General features: G+C 60.4%; 13 protein-coding genes. 5 read left to right on the top strand and 8 right to left on the bottom strand.

All coding sequences use genetic code 11. The annotated features are described in order from the left end of the window. Positions 1 to 8: 8 nt before the first annotated feature. The 5 genes from Pan216_RS18145 to tnpC (Pan216_RS18125) all read right to left on the bottom strand — a co-directional run bounded on the left by Pan216_RS18145 (position 9) and on the right by tnpC (Pan216_RS18125) (position 6617). Positions 9 to 1118 (bottom strand): ABC transporter permease subunit, encoded by a 1110-nt coding sequence (locus Pan216_RS18145; RefSeq protein WP_145260032.1) that lies wholly within the window; start codon positions 1116 to 1118, stop codon positions 9 to 11. A gap of 126 nt (positions 1119 to 1244) precedes the next feature. Beyond that, positions 1245 to 3185: an extracellular solute-binding protein gene (locus tag Pan216_RS18140; RefSeq protein WP_145260030.1), complete on the bottom strand. Its 1941-nt coding sequence runs from the start codon at positions 3183 to 3185 to the stop codon at positions 1245 to 1247. 332 nt (positions 3186 to 3517) lie between these two features. After that, a complete protein-coding gene (locus Pan216_RS18135; RefSeq protein ID WP_419192687.1) occupies positions 3518 to 3850 on the bottom strand; it encodes a DUF3467 domain-containing protein in 333 nt (110 codons plus the stop codon). Positions 3851 to 4145: 295 nt separating this feature from the next. Continuing rightward, on the bottom strand, positions 4146 to 4877 hold the full coding sequence (locus Pan216_RS18130; RefSeq protein WP_145260028.1) for an SDR family oxidoreductase: 732 nt from the start codon (positions 4875 to 4877) through the stop codon (positions 4146 to 4148). Positions 4878 to 5183: 306 nt separating this feature from the next. Further along, on the bottom strand, positions 5184 to 6617 hold the full coding sequence (gene tnpC, locus Pan216_RS18125; protein ID WP_419192686.1) for an IS66 family transposase: 1434 nt from the start codon (positions 6615 to 6617) through the stop codon (positions 5184 to 5186). Between the two features lie 92 nt (positions 6618 to 6709). Between tnpC (Pan216_RS18125) and Pan216_RS18120 the strand changes: the two genes are divergently transcribed. Further along, complete coding sequence (locus Pan216_RS18120) at positions 6710 to 7159, top strand: hypothetical protein (protein ID WP_145260026.1); 450 nt, start codon at positions 6710 to 6712, stop codon at positions 7157 to 7159. A gap of 77 nt (positions 7160 to 7236) precedes the next feature. Here Pan216_RS18120 and Pan216_RS18115 read toward each other — a convergent pair whose 3' ends face one another. After that, entirely contained in the window at positions 7237 to 8265 is a 1029-nt protein-coding gene (locus Pan216_RS18115) for an ISAs1 family transposase (protein WP_419192685.1), read from the bottom strand. Between the two features lie 65 nt (positions 8266 to 8330). On the opposite strand from Pan216_RS18115, the gene tnpA reads away from it, so the two are divergent. The 3 genes from tnpA to tnpC (Pan216_RS18100) all read left to right on the top strand — a co-directional run bounded on the left by tnpA (position 8331) and on the right by tnpC (Pan216_RS18100) (position 11165). Next, positions 8331 to 8684, top strand: a complete 354-nt coding sequence (tnpA, locus tag Pan216_RS18110; RefSeq protein WP_145258235.1) for an IS66 family insertion sequence element accessory protein TnpA — start codon at positions 8331 to 8333, stop codon at positions 8682 to 8684. 2 nt (positions 8685 to 8686) lie between these two features. Beyond that, positions 8687 to 9079, top strand: coding sequence for an IS66 family insertion sequence element accessory protein TnpB (gene tnpB / locus Pan216_RS18105; RefSeq protein ID WP_145258236.1), 393 nt, complete (start codon positions 8687 to 8689; stop codon positions 9077 to 9079). 358 nt (positions 9080 to 9437) lie between these two features. Beyond that, the gene (gene tnpC, locus Pan216_RS18100) at positions 9438 to 11165 is read left to right on the top strand and encodes an IS66 family transposase (RefSeq protein WP_145260022.1); all 1728 of its coding nucleotides are present in this window, start codon (positions 9438 to 9440) and stop codon (positions 11163 to 11165) included. Positions 11166 to 11186: 21 nt separating this feature from the next. On the opposite strand, the gene Pan216_RS18095 is transcribed toward tnpC (Pan216_RS18100), so the two are convergent. Continuing rightward, entirely contained in the window at positions 11187 to 11837 is a 651-nt protein-coding gene (locus tag Pan216_RS18095) for an IS630 family transposase (protein WP_145260020.1), read from the bottom strand. Then, positions 11834 to 12253 (bottom strand): helix-turn-helix domain-containing protein, encoded by a 420-nt coding sequence (locus Pan216_RS18090; RefSeq protein WP_419192684.1) that lies wholly within the window; start codon positions 12251 to 12253, stop codon positions 11834 to 11836. Before Pan216_RS18090 ends, Pan216_RS18095 begins: the two co-directional genes overlap by 4 nt. A 339-nt stretch (positions 12254 to 12592) precedes the next feature. Between Pan216_RS18090 and Pan216_RS18085 the strand changes: the two genes are divergently transcribed. Continuing rightward, the gene (locus Pan216_RS18085; protein ID WP_145260016.1) at positions 12593 to 13837 is read left to right on the top strand and encodes an ISL3 family transposase; all 1245 of its coding nucleotides are present in this window, start codon (positions 12593 to 12595) and stop codon (positions 13835 to 13837) included. The last annotated feature ends 507 nt before the right edge of the window (positions 13838 to 14344 follow it).

Raw genomic sequence — 14344 nt, 5'->3', positions numbered from 1 at the left:
TTTTCCCACTACTGGAAGCGGATCCGAGGATCGATCATCGCGTAGAGCACGTCGGAGATGATATTGCCCACCAGCGTCAAGATCGTATTGATCGCGAGGATCCCCATCACGACGGTATAGTCGCGGCCGAGAATCGAGGTGTAACCGAGATAGCCGATCCCGTCGATGTTGAAGACCCACTCAATGAGGTAGGAACCCGCCATGAGTAGGCTAAGCGCGTGTCCCAAGCCGGTCGCCAGAGGGATCAGCGAGTTGCGCAGCGTGTGCAAGTAGATGACACGGGTCGGCGAGAGCCCCTTCGCGAACGCAGTGCGCACGTAGTCGTGGCCGAGGTTTTCCAGGAGAGAGTTCTTCATCAAGATCGTGAGGGTGGCGAACGATCCCATCATGTAGCAGAAGACCGGCAGCGCCATATGGTTGCCGACGTCGATCACTTTGTCGATGAAGGGGAGCTTCTCCCAGTCGAGCTCATCGAAGTCGTCCATGACCGCATCCCGATCGACGTTGTCGCGAACGATCGCGGGAAGCTCGTCGAACGAGTGGCTGTGAATGCCGCCGAGGGGGAACCAGTCGAGGAACTGCCCGCTGGCGAAGACGACGAGCAGGAGCGTTCCCATCGCCCAGGCGGGGATCGAGTATCCGACGAAGACGATGAAGGAACTCACGAAGTCGAAGGGATGGCCGTGACGGAGAGCCTTGGCGATGCCGAGGGGAACGCAGACCAGATACCCTAGCAGAAACCCGGTCAGGCCGAACATCAAACTGATCGGGAACCGCTCGCTGATCAGGCTCCAGACCGGTTCGCGGTAGTTGTAGGAAGTGCCGAAGTCGAGCGTGCAGACACGCCCGAGCCAAAGGAAGTAGGCGACCACAAAGGGTTTATCGAGGCCGAACTCCTTCTCGAGCTGCTTTCGTGCCTCCTCGGGGATTTCGACGCCGCCACCGAAAGCACCGCCTACGGCCTCCCCGCCGGCGCCCGCGGCACCCATCTGAATCTGCATCAGCTCTCGCTCGAGCGGACCGCCAGGAACGAGTCGTGTGATCAGGAAGGCGATGAGGGTCACCCCAATGAAGGTCGGGATGACCAGGAGTAGTCGCCGCAGGAAATAAGCCGTCATCAATCGGCTCTCAACCGGAGAAGGATCTTCCGCCCATCATCCGCCGGGCGGCCCCAAGGTTCAGGTTCGCGAATGTCGTCGTTCCTCACGTGAGGATCGGCATCATTCCCTCGAGAGGAAAACGTGTCAATTGGCTTGTGCGGTCGAGGAGGCGCGCTTTTCGAGCCAGTACTCGTTGTTGACGGGGGGAATCGGCAGCGACTCGCCGCTCTTCTCGGCGGCGCGGAGCTTTTTCTGCTTGTCGCGATCGATCCACCAGTAGGTGAAGGCGGCCTCCCACTCGGCCGTGCGTGGGATGCCGAACTTCGGCATGCCGAACTTGTTCCAGTAGATCACCCGTTGGCACGGCTGGTACCACGAGAGTACATAGGGGTGCTGCTCGTAGACGAGGTGATCGACCTCTTGGATGATCTTGCGCCGTTCGTTCTGGTCGAACGCGACGTCATACTTCTTCAGAAGTGCGTCGACCTTGTCGCTCTTGTAGCCGGTGATGTTGTTGTTGTCGTTCTTGTCGGCGAGGCTGCTCTTGAAGGAGGTCTCCGGGTTGGGGAAGACGAGCGCGCCCCACTGGATCATCACCATCTGGAAGTTGCGATCCATGAGGTTCTTCCACATCGTCTCGGGGTCGATCTGATCGAGCTCGAGACGAATGCCGACTTTGTCGCAGTCTTCCTTGTACGCGGTGAGGTACTTCTCCATCGCCGGGTTGTAGTAGGTGAGCTTGAGCGAGAGCGCTTTGCCGTCCTTGGTCAGGATGCCGTCGGCGTTGCGTTTGTTCCAACCGGCTTCGGCCAAGAGCTTGACCGCTTTTTCGGGATCGAAGGCGAACTTCTCGTTCTCGGGGTTCTCGTACTCGCCGCCGGCGTAGTAGGAGTGCAGCGGGGTGTACTCGTCGTAGGCGAACTTCTTGATGAAGGTTTCGCGGTTGTAGAGGTATTGGAGCGCCTTGCGGACCCGGACGTCGTTGAGCGGCTCGCGGCGCGTGTTGAGGGCGAAGCCGCCGGTGCCGTTGGGAGCGTCGTTGAAGAACTTGCGGCGGATGAGCCAACCCTTTTTGATCGGCTCCATCTCCGGAAGGTCCTTGGCCCACCACTCCGCCTTGGAAACGAAAAAGTAGTCGAGTTCGCCTTTCACGGCTTTCTGAAACGAGAGCTCGGGATCGCGAACCACGACGAAGCGAATCTTGTCGAAGTTGTAGCGGCCTTTGTTCCAGGTCGCGTCCTTCGCCCAGAAGTCATCGCGGCGGGTGACGGTGATCGACTTGCCCTTGTCGAGATCCTCGGGCAGGAGTTCGTACGGACCGCTCACCGCCGTCAGGGCGTAGTTGAACTTGTCGAGGTACTCCTTGCCGGTGATGTTTCCAATTTGATGGGCCGGAAGGATGGTTTGGCCGGCGAAATAGAGGAAGTTACGCCAATTCTTGTCCTTGGCTTTCACCTCGACGATGTACTTCGACTTGGCGATAGGTGGATTGAGTTTGCCGAAGACCAACTGGTAGGAGGGATCGAGTGTCGTGTCGTCCATCCCCAGCTTGTAAGTGGCGACGACATCTTCGGCGGTGACGGGCGTGCCGTCGGACCAACGGGCGCGCGGATCGATCCGGAATCGGTAGGTCATCTTGTCTTCGGAGATCCACCAGTGGCTGGCGAGCCCTGGGAAGAACTCGAGCGTGTCGGGATCGAGTTCGAGCAGGCTCATGTAGCAAATGTCGGCGAGGAGGTAGTTGAGCCAGGTGTTGTGACCCGTTCCCATCATGCGGAGGTTGCCGGGCCAAGCGCGGATACTTGTGCGGATGCCGCCTCCCTTGACGGCGTTGGGATCGCCGAGGTAGCCGGGATCGCTGGTGAGCCAACCCTCGCCGGTGAAGCCGGGGCCGCCATCCTCGGCGGAGACGGAGGGATCACCTTCGGGGGGAATCGCGGAGGCGGAAGAAGTCGTGTCCGCCGACGAGGAACCACCCGCGTCGGAGTCGGCCGACTTGGATCCGCAGCCGGCGGCGAAACCGATCGCCATCATTGCCAGCAGCGTTTTGCACACGCGCCATTCCATCCCCGGGCGAAGTTTCATCCGGTCGTTCCCTCGTGGCTACTCGTTGACTCGTCCTCGGGGAGCGAGCCGACCGACGGCGGGACATGATCCACCACCGGGTTGTTCTCATCCCGAGAACTCACATTCCTTGGTACGTTCGCGATCCGCCTGGCGTTCGCCGACAACTCGCCGTGTCGGCGCGCATGATAGTCGATGGAAAATAAGGCCGCCAGACTGATCTGGGGATCGTGGAGGGAGGAAGAACGGTCCGCGGCCGTTTTGCGAGGCGGTTTTATTTCCCGTCAGCGACACACGGATTGGACGCGGATGGTCCAATCCGTGGCGTGAATCAGAGTTGTCGGGAGCTGGAACTAGGAGCCAGCCGGAGCGCCGCCACCAGCCGGAGGCTGCTTGACGCGCTTGTTGACGTCGGTCTCGAGCGGGCCGAAGGTCTGCTCGTGGCGCTGGACGGCGACCGACAACGCCATGAGAAGGCGCTTGGCGGTGTAGAAGTTGCAGACCATCCGCTGGCCGAGACGAATGGGACCACTCGACTTGCCGAACGGCTCGGTGTTCAAGCCGAAGTCGAGGATGATTTCTTCCGGAGTCCCAGTGACCCGACAGAAGTTGGTGTACATGGGCTGAAGCCCAGCGTCATCGACGTTGACTTGGGGGTGTGTTTGTTCGGGGGTGCCTTCTGCCACCGCTGGCTCCTTTACACTGATTGAATTCGATTGGCTCGCCCTCTCGAGCACACTTAAGAAACGCTCGCGGGCAAGATGTGTCCACTGACCCCGACTCGAATGACGCCGGACGTCCGACGCCAAGGCTCGAGTCTCCAACACTCTTCGTGGTACCTAGGCCCCACGAGAGTCACAAAACCGAGCTTACGATACGGAGCGTTCTCCGTGAATCCAGGGATTTCTTCCGGTTGTCGTTGACCGTCCCTCCCACGTGGTCGCGAGCCTGAATTGGCACAAGCGTGCTCGTCGGCGTGAGTTAGACGAACGGATTGTTGGAGGGAGTCATCACGATCATCGGGACCGTCGCGCGCGGGTGAAGGGTCGCGGCGAAGAGAACGGCCGATGCCACATCCTCGGGCTGGAGCATGACGGCGCGGAGCTCCTCCGGGACGGGGGCCGGACGTTTGTCGAGGATGCCGGTATTGACCTCGCCCGGACAGATGACGGTGCTGCGAATGCCGTGCTCGGCCTCTTCGAGCTGGAGTCCCTGTCCGAAGAACGTCGCTCCCGACTTGCTGGCGCAATAGCCCATGCCCGCCAAGACGCTCGGTCGCAGCCCGGCGATCGACGAAATGGTGACGATCGTCCCTTTCTTTCGCGGCCGCATCCGTTCCAGTGCCGGAGCGGTCATCAGAAAGAGGCCGACGAGATTGGTCTCGACCATCGCGCGGAAGTCCTGGGCGGAGACCTCCTCGAGACGGCGTTTGGCGACATTGATGCCGGCGTTGTTGACGAGCAAATCGACGACGCCTCCCTCCCGGTCGACGAGGTCATAGAGGCTTTTGGCGTCCTCGTCCTTGCCGACATCGGCCGTGTGCGCGATGAGCTTGCCGCTGGTCGCGTAGTCGGTGGTCTCGAGCAGGCTCTTTTCGGTGCGGCTAACGGCAAGGACCTTCATGCCGGCGTCCGCGAGAGCGCGGGCCGTCGCCCGGCCGATACCGCTTCCCGCGCCAGTGACGATGGCCGTCTTTCCTTCGAGGCTCGCCATGTTGCTTCCTTCATTGTTGCCGAGAACCCGCAGCTCCGCAGGCGCGCGGGAGTCGTGGGTTTCGTCTGGTTTCCGGTCAAAATCTATTGAGATAGGGAGCGAACCACGTCGTACCAACCTTGTCACGGGGCTGGCTGGCGCTCTGTCTTCGCTCGACGACGGTGGTGCTGTGGTCCTCACCCTTCGGCACCGGTTGACCAGCAGCCAGTGGCACCCTAGATTTTGGATGGACCAGACCACTAGGCCCTAACCGTGCGCGTTCACGGGGTTTGATCGGCGGGCGTGTTGGTTTGGTTGGGTAGGATGTTAGTGCTCGCGTGATGGTACCAGCGAAGGCGGTTCGAGTTGATGCAGTTTGGCCTGCAGGCATTCCGTGAGATATTCCAGGACGTCGCGGCCTTGTTGTCGGCAAGTGGCGACGACCGAGAGGACGCGCTCGACAAATCGACTTCCCGCCTCGCTGTCGGTTCCCCCGCTCATTTTACGGTAACGCACCGCGACATTGATCGCTCGCTCGCCGGTGTTGTTGGTCGGTTCGATCCCTTCGAGGCGTGCGAACGTCCAAAGATGCGCTTCTTCTTTGAGCAATCGTTTACAGATCCGCGCGGTCTTCGCGCAGCCGCATTGCATTCCCGCTTCGAGAGCGTCGGTTAGTTCGCCACGGAGGATGCTGACATAGGTGCGAAAGCTGCTGCGGGCCAGATCGCCGTCACGAACCCGATGCCACCAGATAAAGAGGGCATCGGACATCGATAGCAAACGCTCGCCAATGGGCTGACCGGCTCCGCCGCGATCGACCATGGCTTGAAAGTCGCGCCGCAGATGCGACCAGCAAAGTTGGCGATGCTTGATCCAGTTGTAGGCGCCGTGACGATCCGAAGTGGCTACTTGATCATACGCTTCGCCGAGCAGCGACTTGGCCACTTGGCCAGTTCGACGGTCAGCGATGTGAAAGAAGGTGGCCAAGGGAGCGACCACCACCCACAACCAACTCTTGCTCTTATGCTCACGCCAGGAGGTTTCGTCGATGTTGACCGGCTGGGTTCGCACGTACTCGCCAAGATGGGCGATCGGCTGCTCCAACGCCTCGGCCACCCGGCGTTCCAACTTGCAGATCATGCCCAGCGAGATGGTCAGGCCGAAGAGTTGGTCGGCCAATTGTTGGACGGTCCGCTTCCCCAACCGGCAGCCGCCCGAGAGCAAGGCCAAGATCGCGGTCAACCGGGGACCGAAGCTGCCCGTGGGTACCCCCTTGGGCAAGCCGCCGCGCGTCCGAGCCCCACACCGGTCGCAGACGCACTCATGAAGTCGATACTCGGTGACCACCGGCTCGATGGGAGGGATTTCCGCGACCTGATGCCGGACGGGCGTCGCGTCGTCCCCATGCAGTGGCGCCCCACAATCACCGCACGACCGCGGTTTGCAATCGACCACCGCGGCCACCTTTTCCGGAGGCGTCAACGGCCGAGAGTGTTTCGGATGACCTTGCTGACCGCCTCGCTTACGACCCGTTGGCGCGGAGGGTGGCTTGCGCTTCGCCTTCCCCTTGGACTGGCCACGAGGACCATCACTCGAAGGAGGACGAGAAGAGTTCGTCGAATCCTGACCCGCCTTCGCCCGAAGATCCTCTACCTCTTCTTCAAGCTTACTCAGACGAATCAGGATCTCCTCGATGGCGACCACTCGCTCTTCGAGTGGCGCCGTCGCAATCCTCCATGCTTGCTCCCGATGACCTTCCATGAACGAAGACTGAACAATCCACCGTTTTCGTCAAGGTCAACCCGTGAACGCGCACCATTTCGGACGGATATGGTCTTCAGAAGGAGTCAGCTGTGAGTCTTCAAGGGCGCGAATGGGAATCCGACTGGTCCGAGTTTGTCAATCGTGTAAGCAGAGACTTTGGCGACGGACTGTCAGGTTCTGAAGTCTCCCGCATTTACGGGAATAGTGAAGTTGAATGGACTGGGAAGGTCACCGATACGGAGTTAGACAATGAGTACAATCCAAGTATTCAGATGGAGATGCCATCCACGGCGGTCGAATTGGCGGATGGACGTCAGATCACTGTTGATTTTCTGAATCTCTGTGTCGAAGAAGAGGATGTCGAGTCTTGGCGGAGTGTTGAGCCAGGGAATGTGATTAAGTTCAAGACAACCCTACCAGAAGGAAATGGCCCATTTCCCGGTCTTCGATGGGCGGAGTTGGATTCAAAGAGGGGATACATTGAGATCTTAACTTCGAGGAGCGAACTGGTAGAGATCATCGATCAGGCGAGTCGATAGCTAAGCACTCCCGCAGAGTTGGTGAACGGAGTGAAGGTTCATTCGCAGGTAGGAATCACGGTCAAGGCCAGCGCATACTAAGTGGCTTTTCCTGTAAGGACTTCCATCAAGAAGTCATCGCTCCAGCCGCAGCTTCGGCGTTTCATCGCGATGCTGTCCTTGCTTGGATGTTGCTTAAGTAGAGAGAGCGTGAAACGATCGAGCCAGGCGAAATTCTCACGGGCGAAACGATCGCGGATGCGTGAATCGTCCTCGCGATAGACGACGTCGAGAATCCAATGGCAGGAATTCTCGATCCCCCAATGGCTGCGGACGGCGCGGGCGAACCGTTGGACGCCCATCCCAAGACTACTGATGTAACGACGAATCTCGACCGTCTCTTTCCCGTCACGTAGGCAGACCGCGATGACCATGCCTATCGTCCGAAGTCCCGCCCACGCGGCCGAGTCCACCAGGCTTCGCGGAGCCGGCATTTGATAATAGGTTCGTGTCGTCGTGCGGCCGTGGGCGGTTTCGGTCGTCTCATGTTTGCGAACCTTGCCACTGGCGAAGTCGTCTTCGGTCTCGGCCAGAAAGGTATCGGCGATCGCTGTCTCGAGGCTCTCTTGGTTACCCTTGACTGCCAAGACGTAGTCAGCTCCGCCCTCGACGATCTGCTTCGCGATCGCCTTCTGCGTTCCCATCGCGTCGATGGTGATGATCGCTCCCTGGAGATCGACCAACCGTAAAAGCTCGGGAATCGCCGTGATTTCGTTCGATTTCTCCTCGCAGGCGACTTGTCCCAGCGACAGGCCCAACTCGCTGGCCCACAGGCTGACCGCGTGCAACGCTCCCAGCCCGCGTTTGCGGTCGTGGCTGCGGCGATTCGTCTTGCCATCGATGGCGAAGACCGGTTGGCTAACGGCACCCTCTTCACAAGCCGCCTGCCGCAAGGACTCAAGCCAACTGACAAAACAGGACTGAAAGGCATCCGGTCGCAACGCCGCCAAGACCCGTCGGAAGACGTCCTTGGCCGGAATGCCGTTGGGAAGCTCGAGCGTCTCGAGCAGCAACTCTTTTTTCATGCGCGCCCATTCCGCGATGCCGGTCGGGCGTGAGCGTTGCAACGGTGGCGTCTTGTGGATTGCGGTAGGCTTGGGTTGGTTGGCCCTGGTTTGTCGCGAGGCGGAAGATGCGAGTTCGTTGTGCGGAGAAGGAAGCGTATTGGCGGAAGGTCGTTCGTCGGCAAGAGGAGAGCGGGCGGGGCGTTCGGAGGTTCTGCCGGGAAGAAGGGATTTCGGAGGCGTCGTTCTACGGCTGGCGGCGTGAGCTACAGCGACGCGATCGACAAGAGAAACGGTCGACTGCGGTCGATGGCGGTGGAACGTGTCCGTCGCCGTTCGTGACGTTGCGGGTGGCCCCGCCGTCGATGAGCGTGATCGAGATCGTTCACCCCCGAGGCTACATCGTGCGGGCGCCGGCCCAAGTCGACTGCGACGCCTTGCGTCAAGTGCTTGCCGCCCTCGAGAGCGTCGAGGAGGAGTGAGCATGTGGTCGGTCCCTCATCAGGTGCGGATCTTTCTGGCCCGGGAACCGGTCGATATGCGTAAGAGCTTTCACGGGCTCATCGCCTTGACGGAGTCGGTGCTCGAGCAAGATCCGCTTTCGGGCCATTTGTTCGTCTTCATCAATCGCCGCCGGGATCGCCTCAAGGTGCTCTATTGGGGCGGCGTCGGCTATTGCATTTGGTATCAGCAGTTGGAGGAAGGAAGCTATCAGCTTCCCGACGCCCAGGCGGCCGACGACGAGGCCGGCCTCGAGATCACTGCCGGACAATTGTCACTCATTCTCGAGGGCATCGACCTCTCCTCGGTCCGGCATCGCAAACGCTTTCAAGTCTCCGATCAGCACCGTGACGCGACGTCGTCCCGTCGTTCGTGACTTCCCCTCGCTCTTTCCCGAATGATGCGTGCCGCTCCGCGGAGCCAGGACGCGCCGCTGCTCCTTCGAGACGCCAGTTCCCCGTCGCGGCGGCGAGAGCCTGGAAGCCATGGGACGGCACGCGACCAAAACCGAGTCTTGTCTTCGGTTGTCCTCGGACCCAGGGTTCTTCGCTTGCCAATCTCGTTGGACGATCGACCCTGGCGTTCTCTTCGCGAGCGACAACGATGTCATGGTGATGGCAGCGACGAGGCGGACTCGCAGGCTTTCTCGTCATTCCGTCGAAATTGCTGAAACTGCTCTGGCGCCTTCGGCGTCGAGGTGCTAGGGTGTCCCCGCGACAACTGAGATCGGTTTGATGGACGCCTTCGACGTGAACCTCCCCCACGATATCGACGCCTGCCACGAGTTGATCATCGAACTCGATCGGGAGCGCCGACGGCAAGCCGCCGTCATCGCCCAGCAACAAGAGACCATCGCTCAGCAGCAGGAGACCATCGCCCAACAACAAGCAATCATCGCTCAGCAGCAGGAGACGATCGATCGCTTGCAGAGCGACGTCGACTTGCTCAAGCGGACCTTGTACGGCCGGCGGCGGGAACGCTTCGTCGACGATTCCCAGCAGGGGCTTTTGTTCGACTCGACAATCGTCGGGGCGGACGACGATTCAGGCTCCGGCGACGACGAAGAGAGCGATGACGACGAACCGTCACCGGAACGCCGCACGAGCAAGGGACGCGGCCGGCGTCTCTTCCCCGAGTTGCTGCCGCGCAAGACGGTCCGTCACGAACTCGACGAGCAAGAGATTCCCGAGGAGCTGAGAAGCGACCCGACCGCCCGGCGGTTCTTCAAGAAGACCAGCGAGCAACTGGAGTTCACGCCCGCTTCGATCCATGTGATCGAACATTACCAAGAGGTGATCGTTCGCGACGAAGCATCGGGCGAGACGACGATCGCCACGGCGAAGAAACCGCCGCAGCTGATCGACGCTTACGCCGGCCCCGGCTTCTGGGCTCATCTGACCGCCAGTCGCTTCGCCGACCATCTGCCCTACTACCGACAAGAGGACATCCTCGCTCGCCACGGCTGCCGCATCGGCCGCGGCACCCAACAGCGTTGGCTCTTCGCCCTGGCCTTGGCGGTCGCGCCGTTGGTCGAACTGATGCGTCGGCTGGCGTTGCAGTCCGAGGTGCTGGGCTGCGATGAAACGCCGGTCAAGATGTTGGCGGGCGAGCCGCCTGGCTGCACCAAGACCTATCTCTGGAGCACCGTCGGCGACAATGCCCATCCCTACGACTGCTTCCACTTCACGCCCGACCGCAGCCGCGATGGTCCCGACGAGTTCCTCGCCGGTTTCCAGGGTTACTTGCAGTCGGACGCCTACACCTGCTACGAGCGAATCGCCGCGGCGGAGGACCGGATCGTCCCCGTCGGTTGCTGGGCTCATGCGCGCCGCAAGTTCGAGGAAATCCACTTCAGCGCGCCGAGCGTGCGGACGCACACCGCCCTCGGCTACTTCCAGCGGCTCTACGACATCGAAGATCGCGCCCGTGACAGTAGTGTGTCACAACGCGGCGCCCTGCGGCAACGCGACGCCAAGCCGATCGTGACCGAGTTCCATCAGTGGCTGCTCGAGCAAAGCGAACGGGAGCTTCCGAAATCGAAGTGGCGCGCCGCCATCGCTTACATGACCAACCGGTGGCAGTCCTTCGCGTGCTATCTCGACCATGGGGCGATTCCCATCGACAACAACCGCACCGAAGCGGCGCTGAAGTACGCCGTCCTCGGCCGCAAGGCGTGGCTCTTCTTCGGCAACAGCCAAGGAGGCGAGACCGCCGCCACCTTCTTCACCCTGACCAAGAGTTGCAACCGCCATCACGTCGATCCCTTCGCGTATCTCCGCGACGTCTACACCCGCCTGCCGACCACCCCGGCTTCGGATCTCCCTTCGTTGCTACCGGACCGTTGGATCGACGAGCATCCCCAGCATCGTCTCCAAGAGCGCGCCGACGAAGCCCGCCAACGAGCCGACCGCAAACGCGCCCGCCGAGCCCAACGCCGCGCCCCTGCCGCCACTCCCCGTTGATCGGTGACCGGTCCCCCATCGTCATCGGCTCCTGCTTCCCCCACACGCCACCGTTGCAACGCTCACCACGTCGTGTGCCCAAGCGTTTGTTTCCTTTCGCAAGGTTTCGAGGTCGCCAATCCTGCGGTTGGCCACGCATTGACGTGTCATGCTGCTTAGTTCGTTTTCCGCGATGTTGAGCCAGCTGCCGTGTTTTGGGGAGTAGTGGAACTCCACCCGCGACGCCAACGCAAAGGCGCGTTCCGGTTCATACGCCTCGTAGAACGCGCCTTTGGTGTGCGTATTGAGGTTGTCGCAAACGACGATCACTCGGTCGCACTTGGCGTAGCGTCCCTCCAACAGTTCGGCCATCTCCTGGGCCCAGTCGACTTTGGTCTTGGTGGGACGGATCGAGACCTTTCGCCAACCAGCCAACGGTTCAGCAAACATAAACACGTTCGCGACTCCGGCCCGTTCATACTCGTAGTCGATGCGTTTGGGGTGGGATGGAGTCGCCGCGATCGGAGCTTTCACCTCCTTGACCAACTGCACCGGCTGCTCGTCCATGCAAAGCACCGGAATCGCTGAATCGTACGGCTTTTCGTAGACGTGCAGCACGTCCTCCATATTCGCGACGAACTCGGCGTCGCACTCAGGCGGGATCACCCAGTACTGGAGTTTTCGTTTCGTCATTCCGTTTTCTTGAGCGTTCGCATGACCGTTTGATGGCTGACCGATTCGACGATCTCAAGCTCCACCACCTTACGCGCCAGCAGCCGAAGGGTCCAGTTCGCGTAGCCGCTCGGCGGCGGTCCCAAGCGGGTCGCGATCACCTTCGCCTCCTGCTTTCCGTCGAGGACTTTCTGGCGAGGTGCCGCTTCACGCCTCTTGCCGTCGAGAGTTTCGCGAAACCCTCGCTCCACGAGCCGCTGCCGAACATTCTCCACGGTTTTGCTACGACAGTGATAGGCTTGTGCGATTTGCTTATCCGTCCACGCCGGCCCATCCGCATCGGCCTGTAACAAGATGTTGGCCCGGCGGACCTTTTGACTCGATCCGGAGAGCCTCCTAACGATCCCACGCAGTTCTTCGCGCTCTTGCTCGCTCAAGCGAACGACATATTTCTTTGGCTCTATTGCCAAATCTGTGGGTGGTGAGTGTCTTCTCCGTTCCGCTTGGTAGTGGAGGTTACCGCCGCATGCCAAGGGCCGCGTCCGGCTGCTGCTTTGCCTTGTCTTCTCGCTTCGCTCGCCCTGCAGCCTCGCCATCGTGGCTCGGCTTCGGTCGCCCGGCAAAGACTCCTCCTTGGCCGTTGGCGGGGAGGATGTTCCACTGGTCAAGCGGAAAGGAGAGGAGTCGGCAGCAGGCCAAAAAAGAGCATCCCGCTCTCGAGTGGCGCATGATGGAGTTTGCAAGGACTTCTTCAAACGCCGGCCGCGAGAGACGGGATGCGACTTCAGGTTATCCTCAACGCCTTGGAGCGTCACGGGAGTTTCGTCTACGAATCGGCGGCTTGGGCCGATTCGTCGAAAGAGGGACTGCTGGTTCGGGTTCGCCCACGGCGTCGCAGCCGGCCGATCTGTTCGGGTTGCGGGAATCGTGGCGGCACGTACGACCACTTGCCGGAACGCCGTTTTCAGCACGTGCCGTTGTGGGGCCTGGCGGTTTGGCTGGTCTACGCGGCGCGGCGGGTCGCATGCCCTGCTTGCGGGGTGAAGGTGGAACGCCTTCCCTGGGCCTCGGGCAAGGAGCGAACGACGTCGAGCTTCCAATGGTTCCTGGCCCGTTGGGCCAAACGCTTGAGCTGGCGTGAGACCGCCGAGATCTTCGGCACGAGTTGGCACACCGTCTTTCGTGCGGTGAAAATGGCGGTTTGCTGGGGAATCCGCCATCGCGACCTGGAAGGGATCGAGGCGGTCGGCATCGACGAGGTCGCCTACCGCAAGGGCCATCAGTACTTCACCCTGGTCTATCAGATCGACCGCGGATCGCGTCGTCTGCTTTGGGTCGGGCAAGACCGGACCAAGGAGACGCTCGGTCGTTTCTTTCGTTTCTTCGGCAGGCGGCGAACCGAGCGGCTGAAGTACATCTGCAGCGACATGTGGAAGGCCTACCTGTCGGTCATCGCTCGCGAGGCCAATGGGGCCCTGCACATCCTCGACCGCTTCCACATCATGCAGTTGTTCAACAAGGCGATCGACAAGGTGCGGGCCCAGGAGGCACGCGAACTCAAACGCAAGGGCTTCGAGGTGCTCAAGCGGACGCGTTGGCTGCTGCTCAAGCGTCGCGGCAACCTCAAACGCAAGGAGGTCCTTCGTCTCAACGAGTTGTTGACGCACAACCTCAGGACGGTCAAGTGCTACCTGATGAAGGAAGACTTCCAGCGGCTTTGGGACTACAAGGCTCCCTGGCGGATCGGATCCTTCTTCCAGGAGTGGCTCGACCGGGCCTTGAGCACACGGATCGAACCGATGCGCAACCTGGCACGAACCCTCGAGCGTCACGCCGAGCAGATCTTCAATTGGTTCGAGGCAAAAGGAGAGATTTCCGCGGGCGCCGTCGAGGGAATGAATCTGAAGGTCAAATTGACGACCCGCCGCTCCTACGGCTTTCGCGACCCCAGCACCCTCAAATACGCTCTCTATCACAATCTCGGCAACCTCCCCGAGCCACCATCGACCCACAAATTCTGAAGACGAGGCCGATTTGCTAGATGAGATCGATGATTTTATTACTTGGATCGCCAACAACCTCTAGTGTAGTGTTTCATTCAGATGCGTATCTATTGGGTTTCGCAGATTCACAAAGCAAACAGCACGGAGTCGGAGCTATGCGGTTCTCACGGTGCGATATCGTGACCAGCATAAACTCGCTCAACTTGTAAACAGTACACTAGCTTCTTTTCAGGTTAGGCAAGATTGTATGCGACGAATTAGGCTGCGACACCTGCCGACATACCTGTGCAAGAGAAGGCCGTTACTGCTTCTTGCTGCTGTCACACTTTCATTGCTGTTGCCCTGGGTGCTTGTCTTTAGCATGGCGCACTTGCAAGTACTATCACAGCGATCTCGGCTGGTTAATCTGCTGCAGGCCGTTCGGGAGAAAGGTCGCTTAGCAGACCCAAAAGAGGAACTGGATCGGGTAACTGCAGAGTTGATCAAGTTGTCCAGGCAGCTTCGAATTAGCTCGGCTACGCTTAC

It is taken from the genome of Kolteria novifilia (assembly GCA_007748055.1).
Lineage (GTDB): Bacteria > Planctomycetota > Planctomycetia > Kolteriales > Kolteriaceae > Kolteria > Kolteria novifilia.
The sequence above is the reverse complement of the archived record's forward strand: the minus strand, read 5'-3'. Positions and strand labels throughout refer to the sequence as shown.

Excerpts from the sequence above, each read along its gene's own strand:
- Pan216_RS18085 (WP_145260016.1), top strand. The coding sequence starts at position 12,593 with ATGCGACTTCAGGTTATCCTCAACGCCTTGGAGCGTCACGGGAGTTTC.
- Pan216_RS18130 (WP_145260028.1), bottom strand. The coding sequence starts at position 4,877 with ATGGCGAGCCTCGAAGGAAAGACGGCCATCGTCACTGGCGCGGGAAGC.
- Pan216_RS18145 (WP_145260032.1), bottom strand. The coding sequence starts at position 1,118 with ATGACGGCTTATTTCCTGCGGCGACTACTCCTGGTCATCCCGACCTTC.
- Pan216_RS18140 (WP_145260030.1), bottom strand. The coding sequence starts at position 3,185 with ATGAAACTTCGCCCGGGGATGGAATGGCGCGTGTGCAAAACGCTGCTG.
- tnpC (WP_419192686.1), bottom strand. The coding sequence starts at position 6,617 with ATGGAAGGTCATCGGGAGCAAGCATGGAGGATTGCGACGGCGCCACTC.
- Pan216_RS18095 (WP_145260020.1), bottom strand. The coding sequence starts at position 11,837 with ATGACGAAACGAAAACTCCAGTACTGGGTGATCCCGCCTGAGTGCGAC.
- tnpC (WP_145260022.1), top strand. The coding sequence starts at position 9,438 with ATGGACGCCTTCGACGTGAACCTCCCCCACGATATCGACGCCTGCCAC.
- tnpA (WP_145258235.1), top strand. The coding sequence starts at position 8,331 with ATGCGAGTTCGTTGTGCGGAGAAGGAAGCGTATTGGCGGAAGGTCGTT.
- tnpB (WP_145258236.1), top strand. The coding sequence starts at position 8,687 with ATGTGGTCGGTCCCTCATCAGGTGCGGATCTTTCTGGCCCGGGAACCG.